We start from the raw sequence: 17,515 nt of genomic DNA, 5'->3' as shown, positions 1-17,515 counted from the left end.
AGTTGATCCGCCGGTCTCCGGGGAGGGGCCCGAGCGGCCGACTCAGGGCAGCGGTTGTTCCGCCCAGATGACCTTGCCCTCGGCTGTGTAGCGGGTGCCCCAGCGGTCGGTGAGCTGCGCCACCAGGAACAGGCCGCGCCCGCCCTCGTCCGTCGTCGCCGCGTAGCGCAGATGCGGTGAGGTGCTGCTGGCGTCGAAGACCTCGCAGATCAGCGTGCGGTCCAGCAGCACGCGGACCCCGATCGGCCCGTTCCCGTAGCGGATCGCGTTGGTCACCAGCTCACTGAGGATCAGCTCCGTGGTGAACGCCAGCTCGTCGAGCCCCCACCGCGCCAGCTGCCGGCTGACCGAGGCCCGTACCTCACCGACGGCGGCCGGTTCGGACGGTACCTCCCACGAGGCGATCCGGTCGGCGGCGAGGGCGTGTGTGCGGGCCACGATCAGCGCGATGTCATCGCTCGGCCGGGCCGGCAGGAGGGCGTCCAGGACGGCCTGGCAGGTGGCCTCCGGTGAGCGGTCGGCTCCGGCCAGTGCCGTGCGCAGCAGTTCGAGCCCGACGTCGATATCGCGTCCCCGGTCCTCGACCAGGCCGTCCGTGTAAAGCACCAGCCGACTGCCCTCCGCGAGTTCCAGCTCGGCCGTCTCGAACGGCAGACCGCCCAGGCCGAGCGGCGGGCCGGCCGGGACATCGGGGAACTCGACGCCGCCGTCCGGACGGATCACGGCCGGCGGCGGGTGCCCGGCCCGGGCGACGGTGCAGCGCCGGGTCGTCGGGTCGTAGACGGCGTACACGCACGTGGCGCCCGTGACGGCGGCTCTGCCGTCCTCCGTCGTCTCGTCCTGGTCGATACGGCCGACCAGCTCGTCCAGGAGTCCGAGCAGCTCGTCGGGAGGCAGATCGAGCGCGGAGAAATTGTGGACCGCCGTACGCAGCCGCCCCATCGTCGCGGCGGCCAGCAGCCCGTGGCCGACGACATCGCCCACGACGACGGCCACCCGGGCGCCGGGCAACGGCAGTACGTCGAACCAGTCGCCGCCGACCCCCGCCTGTGCCGGCAGATAGCGGTAGGCGAGGTCGAGGGCGCTCTGGTCGGGCAGCGTGCGCGGCAGCAGGCTGCGCTGCAGCGTCACGGCCATCGTGTGCTCGCGGGTGTACCGGCGCGCGTTGTCGATGGAGACCGCCGCACGGGCGACCAGCTCCTCGGCGAGGGCCAGATCCTCCACGTCGAAGGGTTCGGGCTTCTCGGAGCGCCAGAAGTTGACCACGCCCATGACCAGGGGCCCGACGCGCAGCGGGACGGTGATCAGGGAGTGGATTCCGTAGTCGACGACCTGCGCGGTGCGCTGGAGGTCCTGGGCCAGCCAGCCGGGGGCGCCGCCGAGATCGGGTTCGACGACGGCCTCGCCGGTGCGGAGGCTGTGCGCCTGGGGAGTGGAGGGGACGAACCCGATGTGCTCGCCGACCGGATAGAGCGGGGCGTCCTTGCGGATGCCGCCGACGGCGGTGCGGCGCAGGCCCGCGCCCGCGTCCGGCTCCTGTCCGTTCAGCACGGCGTCGGCCAGGTCCACGGTCACGAAGTCGGCGAACCGGGGGACGGCGACCTCCGCCAGCTCTTCGGCCGTCCGGGTGACGTCCAGGCTCGTACCGATGCCCACGCCGGCGTCGTAGAGGAGTTTGAGCCGCTCGCGGGCGGTCTCGGCGCGGCCGGAGAGCGCGCGCAGCTCCGTCGAGTCACGGAGTGTCGCGACGCTGCCTGCCGGGCCGCCCTGCAGATCCGTGGGCCGCTGGTTGATGGCCAGGAGCTGGTCCCCGACCAGGTGCACCTCGTCGGTGGCGACGCGCCCGGAGGCCAGCAGCTCGGCGGTGCCGGCGTCGAGGCCGAGTTTCTGGACGTGCTGTCCCTCGGCGTCCGCGGGGAGGTCGAGCAGGCGGTTCGCCTCGTCGTTGGCCAGGAGAAGCTGCCCCTCACCGCCGACGATGATCACTCCCTCCCGGACGGAGTGCAGCACGGCGTCGTGGTGCTCGTACATCCTGGTCATCTCGTACGGGCCGAGGCCGTGCGTCTGGCGCAGCAGACGCCGGCTCACCAGCGCGGTGCTCGTGGTCGCCAGGGCGAGCGCGACGCCGGCGGCGCCCAGCAGCAGCGGCAGCTGGTGGTCGGCGGCGCCTCCCACGTTCGCCGTTGTGATGCCGGCCGACACCATGCCGACGACCTTGCCGTCGGGTGCCTTGATGGGGACGGTGGCCTGCACGAGCGGTCCGAGCGTCCCGTTGACCTGCTCGGTGATGGAGTGTCCGGCCAGCACGGGTGCGGTGGTTCCGACGAACTTCTTTCCGATCCGGTCGGGCTTCGGATGGGTGTAGCGGATCGCGTCGGTGTTCAGCACGACGATGAAGTCCACCTTCGACGCCTTGCGGGCGGCTTCGGCGCTGGGCTGCAGCAGGGCCGTGGGGTGGGGGGCGCTGAGCGCCGCGCGTGTGCCCGGCGTGTTGGCGAAGGTCTCCGCGACGGCGAGTGAGCGGTTGCGTGCCTCCTGAGTGCTGTCGTGCCGCACCTGGAGAACCAGTGCGACCGCCGCGGCGACCACCAGGAGCAGGACGATCACCACTTGCAGGACGAACACCTGTCCGGCGACACTGCGCCCGCTGAGCGCGGAACGAAGCCCGTTGGACGGGCCGCGCCTGTGCTTGCCTTCGTGTGACCCGTGCTGATGGTGCGCTGTGCTGGGGCGGCGGGTCGACTGAGCCCGGGTTCGACCCAATAGTCCGACCATGTGCTATGTCTACACTGCCGGGCGCCTGGTGGCGAGAGGCGTCACACACGGTGAGCGTTCGCCGCACCGCTCGTGGGGCCGGTCGCCGCGTCGGTCCGGAGCTGACGGCTCTGCCCTCCGCGCCGGTCCGGCGTTGACGGCTCTGCCCTGACGGGTGTTCGGCCGCATGATGGAGACGTATCCTTTCACCCGGATTTGTCGCTTCGGCGCGGGAGGCCCAGATGACGACCGTGGACCGCTACCGGCTGACCTTCACCCATCCCGGACCGGATTCGCGCATGGTGACCGATGAGGTGGTCGTCGAACGGACGACTACCCACGGACCGGGGGGCAACCCGGTGTACAGCGATCCCACCGGCATTCTCCGCGCCGAGATCAGCCCCGCGGGCGAGGTCCGCATGCTCGCCAGCGGCGCCTATCAGTCCCCGATCAACCCGGCCGCCGAACCGATCGCCTGACCCGTTGCGCGGCGCCCGGTCGGAGCTCCGCATCGGCGGTCGGGAGGTCCAGCGCGAAGCGAAGGCCCGGACGGCCGCGCACCTCGATGTCGCCGGTGACGAGGAATCCCGTCCGAGTCAGGACGGTCCGGGACGCGGTGTTGTCGGCGGTCGTCCTGGCCCGCAGGGTGCTCAGCCCGTACTCGGTCGCGGCCAGGGCGCAGAGTTCCCGCACGGCGGTCGTGGCGAGCCCCCGCCCCGCGGCCCGCTCGGCGACGCGGTACCCGAGTTCCGCCGAACCCTGCGCCACGTCGATCAGGTTGAAGCGCCCCAGCACCGCGCCGGCGCTGTCCACCACGAGATGGAAGAGGTCCAGCCCCGCCGCCTGGTCGGCCAGCAGCTCGCGATGGACGGCGTCGAACCGGGCGAAGTAGGCGTCGCCGCGGTCGGGGATCGACGCGGCGAAGTAGGCACGGTTCTCCCGCTCGAACGCGAGCAGCGCGGGCGCGTGGTCGAGACGAAGACGTTCGAGGCGGGGCATCCGGCCATGCCAGGTACTCGGATGGTCCCGGGCACCCGGGTTTCTCCGCCGTGGTGGAGGTGTCACCCGGTGGCCGGAGGGCCTGTGGGATCCGGGGCGGCGGAGGCGGGTTCGCCCTCCGGGTCGATGTGCGGGAGGATCCGGTCCAGCCAGCGCGGTGTCCACCAGGCGTGCGCCCCGAGCAGGGTCATCACGGCCGGCACGAGCAGGAGCCGTACGACGGTCGCGTCGATCAGGACGCTCACGGCGAGTCCGAGCCCCAGCATCTTGACCACGATGTTGTCGCTCACGATGAAGGCCGCGAAGACGCTCACCATGATCAGCGCCGCGCAGGTGATCACCCGGGCGGTGATCTCCAGGGCGTGCGCGACGCTCCCCTTCGCGTCCCCGGTGCGGAGCCAGAACTCGTGGACCCGCGACAGCAGGAAGATCTCGTAGTCCATGCTGAGCCCGAAGATGATCGCGAACATCATCATCGGCACATAGCTCTCGATGGGCACCTTGCCCGACACCCCCAGCGCCGGCCCGCCCCAGCCCCACTGGAAGACGGCGACGACGACACCGTACGAAGCGGCGATGGACAGCACGTTCAGGACCGCCGCCTTCAACGCGACGAGCAGTCCGCGGAAGACGATCAGGATGATGATGAAGGCGAGCGCGACCACCACGAGGATGATGAGGGGCAGCCGGCTCGCGACGATGTTGCGGAAGTCGACCTGGGCGGCCGTGGTCCCCGTGACGTAGCCCTTGGCCTTGGTGCCGGACACGGCCTGCGGCAGGGTGTCGTCGACCAAGCGGTTCGTCAGGTCGGTGGTGTCCTTGTTCTGCGGGGACACCTTGGAGTAGACGGTGCCCACCAGCACGTCTCCGTCCTGGGTGGCCGTCAGCGGGGTGACCGCGGCGGCCCCCGGCACACCGTTGAGCGTCTTCTGCGCCTGTGACGCCAGCGCGGAACGCTGGTCGGACGGAACGTCGGTCTGGTCGACGACCACGGTCAGCGGACCGTTGGAGCCGGGCCCGAAGGCGTCCGACATGATGTCGAAGGCCCGCCGGTCCGTGAACGAGGTGGGATCCGCGCCGTCGCCGATGTGCCCGAGCTGGATGGTGAACAGCGGGATGGCCAGCACCAGCACCGTGAAGAGGCCGCCGGACAGGAACCGCCAGGGATGCCGCTGCACACGCAGGGCGTAGCGGTGCCACGTGCCGTGCGCGGGAGTCCCGGGGTCGGCGTCCGTCTCCGCGACCGGCTTGCGCAGGTGATAGCGGTCGATGTGTGTGCCGACGAGCCCGAGCAGGGCGGGTACGAGGGTCAGCGCGCCGAGGACGGCCGAGACGACCGTCACGGCCGCCGCGAGGCCGAGTTTGCTGATGAAGGAGACACCGGAGACGGACAGCCCGGCCAGGGCGATGATCACCGTGCAGCCGGAGACGAGGACGGCCCGCCCGCTGGTGGTGGTGGCCCGGCCCGCCGCCCGCACCGGACCGGCGCCGTCGATGAGGTTCTGCCGGTGGCGGGTGATCAGGAACAGGGCGTAGTCGATGCCGACGCCGAGCCCGATCATGGTGGCGAGTGTCGGTGACACCGTCGCGAAGGTGAACGCCGCCGCCAGCAGACCGAGGCAGGCCAGGCCGCCCACCACGCTGATCAGCGCGGTCACCAGCGGCAGACCCGCCGCGATGACGCTGCCGAATCCGACGAGCAGGACGACGATCGCCACCGCGAAGCCGATGGCCTCGCTGATCCGGTCGTTCGCGGCGGGTCTGGCCAGTTCGCCCAGCGGGCCGCCGTACTCGACGTCGACGCCGGCCGAACGCAGCGGCTTCACCGCGCTGTCCACACCGTGGAGATAGTCGTCGCCGAGGGTCGAGGGCTGCACATCGAAGCGGACGGTGATGTAGCCCGTCTTCCCGTCGCTGGACAGCGGTCCGACGTTCGGCTGCTGGGACTGCCCCGAGGGCGGCTGCGAGCCCGGCGGCGGCAGCGGATTCTGCGCCGACAGGACGTGCGGCAGCTTCTGCAGATCGCCCACGGTCTGGTTCATCTGGGAACTCAGCGACGTCAGGGGCTTCTGTGTGTCGCGCAGCACGACCTGGCTGCTGTAGCCGCCGGCCGCCGGGTCGTGCTTCTTGAGGACGTCCAGGCCTTCGGTGGACTGCACTCCAGGGAGGGAGAAATTGTCGGAGTACTCTCCGCCGAACGAGCGGTTGAGCACCTGAAGCACGGCGAGCGCGACGAGCCAGGCCACGATGACGATCACGAAATGGCGGGCACACCACTCGCCCAGCCGCTGCAGTCTCCCGGGCTTGGCCGGTCCGCTCTGCGAAGTGGCTTGCGTCGCCGACATGCGCTGCTCCTGCTGGAAGACGACACCTACGACACGGTCATTAGACGACGGGACGATCACCGTGGCCCGGCGAGAACCGGGGCGAGGCCACCCGAACCCGGACGGGTGGGGAACGGCCGCCGGCCTCTTCGCCGTCAGCCGGTCGGGGAAGTGTCGATCCGGCCGGTGCGCGTTCGTTCAGTCAGTGGGACACCGGCGCCGAGCCGGTACGGAACGAAGGCTGTGATGAGGGTGCACGAGGTACGGACGCTTCTCGACGGGCATGGGCTGGTCGAGTCGCCGCGCTGGCACGGGGACCGGCTGTACTTCTCCGACTGGACCGCGGGCGAGGTCATCGCCCTGGATCCGGTGGCCGGTCGTGGTGAGGTGGTCGCACGGGTGGCTTCGCTGCCGCTGTGCACCGACCGCCTCCCCGACGGCCGCATGCTGATCGTCTCCTCCCCGGACGGCCTGCTGCTCCGCCGGGAACCCGACGGCTCCCTGGCCACGTACGCGGACCTGGGCCGGGCCGGCTGGAACGACATCGTGGTCGACGGCCGCGGAAACGCCTACGTCAACCGGGCGGACTTCGATCCGATGACGGGAGAGGCGGCGAAACCGGGCACGGTCTCGCTGGTCACCCCGGACGGCGTGGTCCGCGAGGTGGCCGACGACATCGCGTTCCCCAACGGGATGGCCGTGACGTCCGACGGCTCCACGCTGATCGTCGCCGACTCCTACCGGCATGGCCTCGTCGCCTTCGACATCGGCGCGGACGGCGCTCTGTCGGGCCGACGTGTCTGGGCCGACCTGGGGGAGGGCACCCCGGACGGCATCTGTGCCGACGCTCACGACGCCGTCTGGTACGCCGATGTGCCGGGCCGCTGCTGTGTTCGCGTCGCCGAGGGCGGTGCCGTGCTGGACCGGGTCGACCTCGACCGCGGCGGCTTCGCCTGCGTGCTGGGCGGCGACGACAGGCGGACCCTGTTCATCGTGGCCGCCGCCTGGCGCGGTATGACGGAGTCCGAGATGGTGACACCCGGCTCCGGCCGGGTACTCGCGACGCGGGTCGAGGTGCCGGGAGCGGGCCGGCCCTGACGCGGTTGCCGGGGGTGTCCCGACAGGGACGCCATTGCGGGCAGTTCGGGGAATTCGTGCGCCGGGAGGTGGCGTCGGGCAGCTCGGCCCGGCCCCGTGCCGGGGGAGGAGCGCGCGGCGGTTCGGCGGTCAACTCCCTTACAGCGATGGCGCGTTCGACGGAGGCCGCGAGTCGCTCGTCGGCCTTGTCGCCCGGTGGCGGGTCGCGAGTCGGGGGTTTCGGCGCGCGGGCGTAGGGATAACCCTCGATTGGCATCAAGGGCGTGTCATGCCTAGGTCAAGAGTGCAATCCTTCCCTCAACCTGTAGGGCAGGTGCCCCACGCCTGCCCTCGGTCGCGTTCCCGCACGCCCCTGCTCAGCTCTTCCCGGACAGCACATCCCGTCTGCCCGGTCTGTCACCGGCCGCCGACCGCGGCCGAAGCAGTAGGAGTACGAGTGAGACGTTTCCCCCGTCAGGCGACCGCGGCCGGAGCCCTGGTGGCCACCGCCGCATTCCTGGCCGTCGGTATACAGACGGTTCCGGCAGTCGCCAAGCCCGCCCCCCACACAACCCCCCTGCGCACCGGGGGACTCGAGGCAAAGCTCACCCCGGCCCAGCACGTGGCGCTGCTGACGAAGGCATCGAAGCAGACCACGGCGACCGCCGGCACCCTCGGCCTCGGCTCGAAGGAGAAGCTGGTCGTCAAGGACGTCGTCAAGGACAACGACGGCACCCTGCACACCCGTTACGAGCGCACCTACGCCGGCCTCCCGGTGCTCGGCGGCGACATCGTCGTCCACACCCCGCCCGCCTCGCAGGCCACCGGCACGGTGAGCACGACCTTCAACAACAAGCACGCCATCAAGGTCGCGAGCACCACCGCGACCTTCACCAAGGACGCCGCCGCCGCCAAGGCACTCACGGTGGCCAAGTCGCTCAAGGCGTCGAAGCCTTCGGCCGACAGCGCCCGCAAGGTCATCTGGGCGGGCACCGGAACCCCGAGGCTCGCCTGGGAGACCGTGATCACCGGCCTCCAGGACGACGGCACGCCGAGCAAGCTGCACGTCGTCACCGACGCCACCACCGGCAAGGAACTCACGCGCTACGAGGGCGTCCAGACCGGCACCGGAAACACCCAGTACAGCGGCACGGTCACGCTGAACACCACGCTGTCCGGCTCGACGTACCAGCTGACCGACTCCACCCGCGGCGGCCACAAGACGTACTCGCTGAACAACGCCACCTCCGGCACCGGCACCCTGATGACGGACGCCGACGACGTCTGGGGCACCGGCGCGGGTTCCAACACCCAGACCGCCGGCGCGGACGCGGCCTACGGCGCCCAGATGACCTGGGACTTCTACAAGAACACCTTCGGCCGCAGCGGCATCAAGAACAACGGCGTGGCCGCCTACTCCCGCGTCCACTACAGCACGGCGTACGTCAACGCCTTCTGGGACGACAGCTGCTTCTGCATGACGTACGGCGACGGCACCAGCAGCACTCACGCGCTGACCTCGCTGGACGTCGCGGGCCACGAGATGAGCCACGGTGTCACCTCCAACACCGCGGGCCTGAACTACACCGGTGAGTCCGGCGGCCTGAACGAGGCGACCTCCGACATCTTCGGCACCGGCGTGGAGTTCTACGCCAACAACTCGACCGACGTGGGCGACTACCTCATCGGCGAGAAGATCAACATCAACGGTGACGGCACCCCGTTGCGCTACATGGACAAGCCGAGCAAGGACGGCAGTTCCGCGGACAGCTGGTACTCCGGCGTCGGCAACCTCGACGTCCACTACTCCTCGGGCCCCGCGAACCACATGTTCTACCTGCTCTCCGAGGGCAGCGGCACCAAGACCATCAACGGTGTCACGTACACCAGCTCCACCTCCGACGGCGTGGCCGTCGCGGGCATCGGCCGGGCCGCGGCCCTGCAGATCTGGTACAAGGCGCTGACGACGTACATGACGTCCAGCACCAACTACGCAAGCGCCCGTACCGCCGCGCTGAACGCCGCGACCGCGCTGTACGGCGCGAGCTCCACCCAGTACGCGGGTGTGGCGAACGCCTTCGCCGGCATCGCCGTCGGCAGCCACGTCACCCCGCCGACGAGCGGTGTGACCGTCACCAACCCGGGCAGCCAGTCCTCCACCGTCGGCACGGCGGTGAGCCTGCAGGTCTCGGCCAGCAGCACCAACAGCGGCTCCCTGACCTACGCCGCGTCCGGTCTGCCGACCGGTCTGTCGATCAGCAGCTCGACAGGCGCCGTCACCGGCACGCCGACCACCGCGGGGACGTACAGCACCACGGTCACGGTGACGGACAGCACCGGCGCGACGGGCACCGCGTCCTTCACCTGGACGGTCAGCACCTCGGGCGGCGGCGGCACCTGCACCTCGACCCAGCTGCTCGGCAACCCCGGCTTCGAGTCGGGCAACACCACCTGGACCGCGTCCAGCGGGGTCATCACGACGGACACCGGAGAGGCGGCCCACGGCGGCTCCTACAAGGCGTGGCTGAACGGCTACGGCTCGACCCACACCGACACGCTGTCCCAGTCGGTGGCCGTTCCCAGCGGCTGCAAGGCCACGCTGACCTTCTACGTGCACATCGACACGGCCGAGACGACCACCAGCTCCGCGTACGACAAGCTGACGGTCACCGCAGGTTCGACCACGCTGGCGACGTACTCCAACCTCAACGCGGCCACAGGGTACGTCCAGAAGACCTTCGACCTGTCCTCCTTCGCCGGTTCGACCGTCGCGCTCAAGTTCAGCGGCGTCGAGGACTCCTCGCTCCAGACCAGCTTCGTCGTGGATGACACCGCCCTGACGACCAGCTGACCGGTACCACCCGACACACCTGCCCACAACGGCCGCGACGTGGGTCCCCCGAAAGGGCGACCCACGTCGCGGCGCCGTTTCGGGGCCTACGCGAACCGGGAGGGGTCACCCGCTCCGATGCGTACGAACTCGGGCTCGGCGCCGGAGAAGTCGATGACGGTCGTCGGCTCGGTGCCGCAGTCGCCGGAGTCGATGACGGCGTCCACCACGTGATCGAGCCGGTCCTTGATCTCCCACCCCTGGGTCAGCGGCTTGTCCTCCTCCGGCAGAAGCAGGGTGCTCGACAGGAGCGGCTCGCCGAGTTCGGCGAGGATCGCCTGGGCGACGACATGGTCCGGAATCCTCACCCCGACGGTCTTCTTCTTCGGGTGCAGCAGCCTGCGCGGAGCCTCCTTCGTCGCCGGGAGGATGAACGTGTAACTGCCGGGAGTAGCGGCTTTCACCGTGCGGAAGACCTTGTTGTCGATCCGTACGAAGTGCCCCAGCTGCGCGAAGTCCTCGCACATCAGCGTGAAGTGGTGCCGCTCGTCGAGCTGGCGGATCGAACGGATGCGTTCGATCCCGTCCCGGTTGCCGAGAGCGCAGCCGAGTGCGAAGCAGGAGTCCGTCGGGTAGACGATCAGCCCGCCGCTGCGGACGATCTCCGCCACCTGGCTGATGATGCGCCGCTGCGGGTTCTCCGGGTGAACGTCGAAGTACTTGGCCATGCTTCGAGCTTAGGGGGTGACCCGAGGTCACCCGCCGAACCGCACCCGGTCACCTCCGGACGGGCGGCGCCCCGGCACCCGCGCCTCGCCGTCAACGGCGTCCCGTCGTGCGCCCAGGGGCACCTCGACGGTCGTTTCGCGCCGGGAATCTTTTCCCCGGTCACGGCTCTAGGAACCTCAAGGCCGTCTCGCTACCCTCCGCCGCATGATTTCCACGGTGGTCTGGGGTACCGGCAACGTCGGCCGCGCGGCCATCCGCGCCGTCGAGGCCCATCCGAAGCTGAAACTCGCGGCCGTGCTCGTCCACGACCCCGGCAAGGTCGGCCGCGACGCGGGAGAACTCGCCGGGCTCGACCACGGCCTCGGCGTCGCGGCGAGCGACGACGTCGACGCAGCCCTGGCCGCGGGCCCGGGAGCCGTGGTCTACGCGGCCACCGGCGACATCCGCCCCGACGAGGCCCTCGCCGACATCGCCAGGGCGATCCGGGCCGGTGCGGTGGTCGTCAGCCCCGCCCTGTATCCGCTCTACGACCAGCGCAGCGCCCCGCCGGAGTTCCGGGACCCCGTGCTCGCCGCCATCGCGGACGGCGGTGGCTCGCTGTTCGTCTCCGGAGTCGATCCCGGCTGGGGCAATGACGTCCTGCCCCTGCTGATCAGCGGTCTCGGCACCACGATCGACGCCATCCGCTGCCAGGAGATCTTCGACTACTCGACGTACGAACAAGAAGAATCCGTAAGGTACCTGGTCGGGATGGGGCAGCCGATGGACTACGAGCCGCTGATGCTCGCCCCCTCGATCCCGACCATGGTGTGGGGCGGCCAGATACGGCTCATGGCACGCGCTCTCGGCGTCGAACTCGACGACATCCGCGAGACGATGGAGCGGCGCCCGCTCACGGACACGGTGAGCACCCGCACCATGGGCGAGTTCGCGGCCGGCACCCAGGGCGCCGTGCGCTTCGAGGTGCTGGGGATCGTCGGGGGAGAGCCCCGGATCGTCATCGAGCACGTCACCCGTATCCACGCGTCCTGCGCCCCGGACTGGCCGAAGCCGCCCGACGGGGACGGCGCCCACCGCGTGATCATCGAGGGCCGCCCGCGCATCGAGGTCACCGTCGCGGCCACCGACGAGGGCGAGAACCGGTCGGCCGGCGGGAACGCCACCGCGGTCGGCCGCCTGGTCGGCGCCATCGACTGGCTGGTCGACGCGGAACCAGGCCTCTACGACGCACTCGACGTCCCGCTGCGCCCCGCAGTCGGCCGACTCGGAAGGAAGTGACCCATGACCCTGCACATCGACATTCCCGAGGGACAGGAACCGATCGGATACGTGTGGGGCGAGATGGTGCCCGGCATCGGCATGGCCGCCGCGAACTTCTCCCTGTCCGTGTACGAGCACACGACGCTGGGCCTGCGCGAGTTCGAGGCCGCGCGCCTGCGCATCGCGCAGATCAACGGGTGCCTGTTCTGCCTCGACTGGCGTACGGAGCGGGACGGGCGGAAGGTCGAGGAGGAGTTCGCGGACGCGGTGACCCAGTGGCGTACCACTGACGCCTTCGACGACCGGACACGACTGGCCGCCGAGTACGCCGAGCGGTACGCCCTGGACCACCACGGTCTTGACGAGGAGTTCTGGGCACGGATGACCGCGCTGTACAGCCAGCGGGAGATCGTGGAGCTGACCATGAGCATCGGCTCGTGGCTGGCCTTCGGCAGGCTCAACCATGTGCTGGGCCTGGACGCCGTGTGTGTGCTGCCGACCCATTGAACGGTTCAGGGCCGTTCGGCGCATCCGGCCCACCGGGCGCATCCGGCCCACCGAGCGCATCCGGGCCGCCCGCGCGGCCCGGACACGCTAGAGGTCCACGGCGATGATGTTCTCGATGTTCCGTTCGGCGAGGGCCGTGATCGTGACGAACGGATTGACGCTCGTGTTGCCGGGAATCAGCGCGCCGTCGATGACGTACAGGCCCGAATAGCCTTGCAGGCGGCCGTAGTTGTCGGTGGCCTTGTTGAGCACCGCGCCGCCGAGCGGGTGGTACGTGAGGTGGTCGCCCCAGATCTTGTACACACCGAAGAGATCGGTGCGGTAGATCGTCCCCTCCTTCGAGTTGATCTTGTCGAAGATCGACTTGGCCATGTCGATGGCGGGCTGCTTCCAGGCGGTCTGCCAGTCGAGGTCGACGGTGCCGGTGGCGGCGTTCCAGGAGAACCGGGCGCGGTTCGGGTTCTTCGTGATGGACAGGTAGAACGACGCGTAGGTCTCGATGCCGGTGGGCAGCGGCGCCACCTCGGCGAACGCGCCGCCCGCGGTCCAGTTGTCGATACCGCCGCAGGGGATGCTGGCCTGGAGTGCGCCGGTGGGATCCCACAGGTGGTTGGCCCGGCCGCACATGACGTTGCCGTTGTCGCCCCAGCCCTGGCCGATCTCGCCGTTCAGGCCGGGCAGCGCGCCGGTCGCCTTCAGTTTGACCAGGAGCTTGCTGGTTCCGACACTCCCGGCCGCGAAGAACACCCGGTCCGCGGTCACCGTCTTGGAGGCCGTGGCGTCGCCGTTGGTGTTCAGCTGGTCGATCAGGACGGTGTAGCCGCCGCCGGCCGCGGGTGAGACCGAAGTGACCTTGTGCAGTGGCGAGATGGTGACCCTGCCGGTGGCGGCGGCCTGGGCGAGGTAGGTCTTCTGGAGGGACTTCTTGCCGTAGTTGTTGCCGTAGAGGATCTCCCCGGCGAGCGCCGACTTGGTGGCGGTGCCCGCGGCCTCCTGTTTCATGTAGTCCCAGTCGTACACGTCGGGCACGAAGACGAACGGGAAGCCGGAACGCTGGGCCTGCTTGCGGCCGACGCGTGCGTACTGGTAGCAGTCGGTGGTGTCGAACCACGCCGGGTCGATGAGACCGACGCCGAGCGCGGCGTTGGCGCGCGGATAGTAGGTCGCGTACATCTCGTCGGCGTTCACCGACGGGAGGATCGCACCGAAGTTCTCCCGCTTGGGGGTGACCGCCATGCCTCCGTTGACCAGCGATCCGCCGCCGACCCCGCGGCCCTGGTACACGATGATCTGGCCCATCTCCTCGGCGTCCAGGATCCCGGTGTAGCGGGGGATGTCCTTGTCGATGGGGAAGCCGAGGAAGTTGCTGAGGGGCTGCTTGGTCTTGGTGCGCAGCCAGTACGAACGCTGATCCGGGCTGGTCGTGTTGGCGAAGATCTTGCCGTCCGAGCCCGGCGTGTCCCAGGCCATGCCCATCTCGACCATCTGTACGTCGACACCCGCCTGGGCGAGGCGCAGGGCGGCGACGGAACCTCCGTATCCGGTGCCGATCACGAGGACGGGGACGTGTGCTCCGGAAGGGATCGACGAGGCCGCCGTGGCGATCGTGGCCGGAGCCGCGACCGCGCGGCCGGCGAGGGTCACTGCTCCAAGAATAGAACCTGTTCCAGCAATGAATCGTCGGCGCGAGACACCCCTGGAATCCTCGTTGTGCTGGTTGATGTCACCCATGTGACACTCCTCACTCTCGATGAGTGGGAACAGGTTCTACTGTTACTGGCTTGTTAAGTCACTACATACCGGTTGGTAACTTGTGTCCGATCTTGGGGTGATCGGCGAGGTCTGATCCGCTTGCTATTGACTTCACAAGACCCTCGCGCGACATTCCTGACGCTGCATCAGAACCGCTACGGCGGGGGCCCGTCGGCTCCCCGAGCACGGAACGCCTCACACCCCTTCGCCCTGCTGGAGCGCCCTGCCATGTCCCCGAGCGCGGACCCCGCCAGACGTACCGACTCCTTCTCGGCACCCGGCCCGTCACGGCGCCGGGTGCTCGGCGCGGCCACGGGCGCCTCACTCGCGCTCGCCGCCGGAGCCGCCGGTGGCACCGCGGCCGCCGGTCCCGCCGCGGCGGCCGACCTGCCCCTGCTCGGCACGTACGACGTCGTCGTGGTCGGCTCCGGAGCCGCGGGGATGACCGCGGCGCTGACCGCCGCGAAACACGGACTGAGCTGCGTCGTCCTGGAGAAGGCGCCCACCTTCGGCGGCTCGGCGGCACGCTCCGGCGCGGGCATCTGGATTCCCAACAACCCCGTGATCCTCGCCGCCGGCGTTCCCGACACCCCGGCGAAGGCCGCCGCCTACCTGGCGGCCGTGGTCGGCCCGGATGTCTCCGCCGCCCGTCAACAGGCCTTCCTCGGCAACGGACCGGCCATGATCTCCTTCGTCATGGCCAACAGCCCGCTGCGCTTCCGCTGGATGGAGGGGTACAGCGACTACTACCCGGAGCTCCCCGGGGGCCTCCCGGGCGGCCGCTCGATGGAGCCCGACCAGCTCGACGGCAACATCCTCGGAGCCGAACTCGCCCACCTGAACCCGGCGTACATGGCCGTTCCTCCCGGCATGGTCGTCTTCAGCGCCGACTACAAGTGGCTCACCCTCGCCGCGGTGAGCGCGAAGGGCGCGGCGGTCGCCACCGAATGCCTGGCCCGGGGCACCGACGCGGCGCTGCTCGGCCAGAAGCCGCTGACCATGGGCCAGTCGCTGGCCGCCGGGTTGCGCGCGGGCCTGCTCACCGCCCAGGTCCCGGTGTGGCTGAACACCCCGCTGACCGACCTCTTCGTGGAAAGTGGCGCCGTCACCGGCGCGGTGGTCACCCGGAGCGGCACGTCCGGCCTGGTCAGGGCCCGGCGAGGGGTCGTCGTCGGCTCCGGCGGCTTCGAGCACAACGCGGCCATGCGCGCCGAGTTCCAGCAGCAGCCCATCGGGACCGCCTGGACGGTGGGCGCCAAGGAGAACACCGGCGACGGAATCCAGGCGGGCCGCCGCGCGGGGGCAGCGCTCGACCTGATGGACGACGCGTGGTGGGGCCCGGCCATCCCGCTGCCCGACCAGCCGTACTTCTGCCTCGCCGAACGCACGCTGCCCGGCGGTCTGCTGGTCAACTCCGCCGGAGCGCGCTTCGTCAACGAGGCCGGGCCCTACAGCGACGTCGTGCACACCATGTACGACCGAGACCCGAGCGCTCCGGACATCCCGGCGTGGCTGGTCGTCGACCAGAACTACCGCAACCGCTACCTGTTCAAGGACGTAGCGCCGACCTTCGCGTTCCCCGACTCCTGGTACACCTCGGGCGCCGTCTACAAGGCGTGGACCCTGGACGACCTCGCCGGCCGGATCGGCGTCCCCGCGGCCGCCCTGCGTACCACCGTCAGCCGCTTCAACAGCCTGGCCCTGAGCGGCAGGGACACGGACTTCCACCGTGGCGACAGCGTCTACGACCACTACTACACGGACCCCGCGATCCTCCCCGACTCCTGTCTAGCCCCCCTGTGGCTCCCGCCGTTCCACGCCTTCAGGATCGTCCCGGGCGACCTCGGCACCAAGGGGGGTCTGCGCACCGACGCTCGCGCCCGCGTCCTGCGCCCGGACGGCACGGTGATCCCCGGCCTGTACGCGGCGGGCAACGCCAGCGCGGCCGTCATGGGCCACAGCTACGCGGGAGCGGGCTCGACGATCGGTCCCGCGATGACTTTCGGGTACATCGCGGCACTGGACCTCGCGGCGCCCTGACGCTGACGAGGGGCGGGGGCAGGAACCCGCCCCCGCCCCGGATTCGAGCCGTCAGCGACCGTTGCTGTTGCTGTTGCCGTTGCCGTTGCCGTCACGTTCGTGTTCGCCGTCCTCGTCGCTTCGGAGCCGTGGCGTCAGGACCAGGATGGAGACGTCGTCGCGGATCGAGGGGCAGAAATCGACGAGGTCCCGCCACACGTGGTCGACGAGCGCGTCCGAAGGCTCCTCGGCGAACGCGGCCAGCCGATCCGGCAACGGGTAGAAGGCCCCGGTCTGATCCCTGCTCTCACTCACGCCGTCCGACGCCACGAACAGTCGGTCGCCGGGCTCCAGCTCGACGGTGCGCGCTCGTGGCGGGGACAGCTCGAAGAACCCCAGCCCCAGCGGGGGCCCCGGCTCCGTGTCGAGTTCGAGGGCCTTCGTGCCGCGCAACAGCAGCGGGTAGGGGTGCCCGCAGGAGACCAGCCGCACCGTAGTGGCGTCGGGCGGGAACTCCAGGAGCAGCGCGGTGGCGAACAACTCGGCGTGATCGACTTCGGCGGAGTCCACCACCAGCCTGCGATCGAGCCGTGCGGCCGCCGCCTCCAGATCACGCTGGTCCAGCACCGTTTCCCGGAACGCCCCGAGCAGCGAGGCGACCGTCCCCACGGCCGACAGCCCGTGTCCCTGTACGTCGCCCATCAGGGCCCGGACCCCGAAAGGACCGTCGCGTACGTCGAAGAAGTCGCCACCGACCAGCGTCTCCCGTTGCGCGGCCCGGTACAGCCCCGCGCAGCGGATCGGCCCGACATGGTCCGGCAACGGCGGCAGGACCGCGAGCTGGGCGGCCTCCGCCACCGAACGCACGGTGACCAGATGTGCGTCCCTGCGGCTGCGGACGAGGGCCACGAACACGCTGAGCACGGCGATGAAGCTGATGGTGAGGAGGTCCGCGTTGCCCGGATGGTTGAGCTGCAGGGCGGGGATGGTCAGCAGGAACACGACGATCGCGCCGAAGGCTGCCGTCGCCAGGGGCCCGTAGGAGAGGACGGCCAGGGAGGGGATGGCGCCCAGCAGGAAGCCGATGTCCAGCGCGTGACTGGTGGCGAGCTCACTGACGCAGACTCCTACCAGAAGGACCGGCGGAAGCAGCCGTACCCAGCGCGGAGGGGGCGAGCCGCGCAGCCATCCCCGGCGGTCTTCCCGCTGACCGGGCGCGGCCCTCGTGGCCATGGCACTCCTCCTTCAGCCACCACGCTCCCCC

At 70.1% G+C, this 17,515-nt stretch carries 12 protein-coding genes; 6 read left to right on the top strand and 6 right to left on the bottom strand.

All coding sequences use genetic code 11. The features are described 5' to 3' along the window. Positions 1-42: 42 nt before the first annotated feature. Positions 43-2,775: a SpoIIE family protein phosphatase gene (locus tag ACFYW8_RS24625; RefSeq protein WP_389079929.1), complete on the bottom strand. Its 2,733-nt coding sequence runs from the start codon at positions 2,773-2,775 to the stop codon at positions 43-45. Between the two features lie 221 nt (positions 2,776-2,996). Here ACFYW8_RS24625 and ACFYW8_RS24620 point away from each other — a divergent pair, with 221 nt between their 5' ends. After that, complete coding sequence (locus tag ACFYW8_RS24620) at positions 2,997-3,233, top strand: DUF6296 family protein (protein ID WP_365881576.1); 237 nt, start codon at positions 2,997-2,999, stop codon at positions 3,231-3,233. On the opposite strand, the gene ACFYW8_RS24615 is transcribed toward ACFYW8_RS24620, so the two are convergent. Both ACFYW8_RS24615 and ACFYW8_RS24610 read right to left on the bottom strand, forming a co-directional pair. Continuing rightward, the gene (locus tag ACFYW8_RS24615) at positions 3,205-3,753 is read right to left on the bottom strand and encodes a GNAT family N-acetyltransferase (RefSeq protein ID WP_389079924.1); all 549 of its coding nucleotides are present in this window, start codon (positions 3,751-3,753) and stop codon (positions 3,205-3,207) included. The genes ACFYW8_RS24620 and ACFYW8_RS24615 overlap by 29 nt on opposite strands. Positions 3,754-3,815: 62 nt before the next feature. Beyond that, positions 3,816-6,098 (bottom strand): MMPL family transporter, encoded by a 2,283-nt coding sequence (locus ACFYW8_RS24610; protein WP_389079921.1) that lies wholly within the window; start codon positions 6,096-6,098, stop codon positions 3,816-3,818. Between the two features lie 225 nt (positions 6,099-6,323). Between ACFYW8_RS24610 and ACFYW8_RS24605 the strand changes: the two genes are divergently transcribed. After that, complete coding sequence (locus ACFYW8_RS24605) at positions 6,324-7,175, top strand: SMP-30/gluconolactonase/LRE family protein (RefSeq protein ID WP_389079918.1); 852 nt, start codon at positions 6,324-6,326, stop codon at positions 7,173-7,175. A 436-nt stretch (positions 7,176-7,611) separates the two neighbouring features. Further along, on the top strand, positions 7,612-10,005 hold the full coding sequence (locus tag ACFYW8_RS24600; protein WP_389079915.1) for a M4 family metallopeptidase: 2,394 nt from the start codon (positions 7,612-7,614) through the stop codon (positions 10,003-10,005). 86 nt (positions 10,006-10,091) lie between these two features. On the opposite strand, the gene ACFYW8_RS24595 is transcribed toward ACFYW8_RS24600, so the two are convergent. After that, positions 10,092-10,712 (bottom strand): L-threonylcarbamoyladenylate synthase, encoded by a 621-nt coding sequence (locus ACFYW8_RS24595; RefSeq protein WP_389079912.1) that lies wholly within the window; start codon positions 10,710-10,712, stop codon positions 10,092-10,094. 205 nt (positions 10,713-10,917) lie between these two features. Between ACFYW8_RS24595 and ACFYW8_RS24590 the strand changes: the two genes are divergently transcribed. Further along, positions 10,918-11,991 (top strand): dihydrodipicolinate reductase, encoded by a 1,074-nt coding sequence (locus ACFYW8_RS24590; protein WP_389079909.1) that lies wholly within the window; start codon positions 10,918-10,920, stop codon positions 11,989-11,991. A gap of 9 nt (positions 11,992-12,000) precedes the next feature. Further along, positions 12,001-12,480 carry a carboxymuconolactone decarboxylase family protein gene (locus tag ACFYW8_RS24585; RefSeq protein ID WP_365881629.1) on the top strand — a complete coding sequence of 160 codons (480 nt, stop codon included), beginning with the start codon at positions 12,001-12,003 and terminating at the stop codon, positions 12,478-12,480. Positions 12,481-12,567: 87 nt separating this feature from the next. Here the strand turns inward: ACFYW8_RS24585 and ACFYW8_RS24580 are convergent, their stop codons facing one another. Next, entirely contained in the window at positions 12,568-14,211 is a 1,644-nt protein-coding gene (locus ACFYW8_RS24580; protein ID WP_389079906.1) for a GMC oxidoreductase, read from the bottom strand. 249 nt (positions 14,212-14,460) lie between these two features. On the opposite strand from ACFYW8_RS24580, the gene kstD reads away from it, so the two are divergent. After that, complete coding sequence (gene kstD / locus ACFYW8_RS24575; protein ID WP_389079903.1) at positions 14,461-16,272, top strand: 3-oxosteroid 1-dehydrogenase; 1,812 nt, start codon at positions 14,461-14,463, stop codon at positions 16,270-16,272. Positions 16,273-16,323: 51 nt separating this feature from the next. Here kstD and ACFYW8_RS24570 read toward each other — a convergent pair whose 3' ends face one another. After that, entirely contained in the window at positions 16,324-17,484 is a 1,161-nt protein-coding gene (locus ACFYW8_RS24570; protein ID WP_389079899.1) for a PP2C family protein-serine/threonine phosphatase, read from the bottom strand. Between the last annotated feature and the right edge of the window lie 31 nt (positions 17,485-17,515).

It is taken from the genome of Streptomyces sp. NPDC002742 (genome assembly GCF_042888885.1).
Classification (GTDB): Bacteria; Actinomycetota; Actinomycetes; order Streptomycetales; family Streptomycetaceae; genus Streptomyces.
Note: the sequence above shows the minus strand (reverse complement) of the source record. Positions and strands in the feature narration are given on the sequence as shown.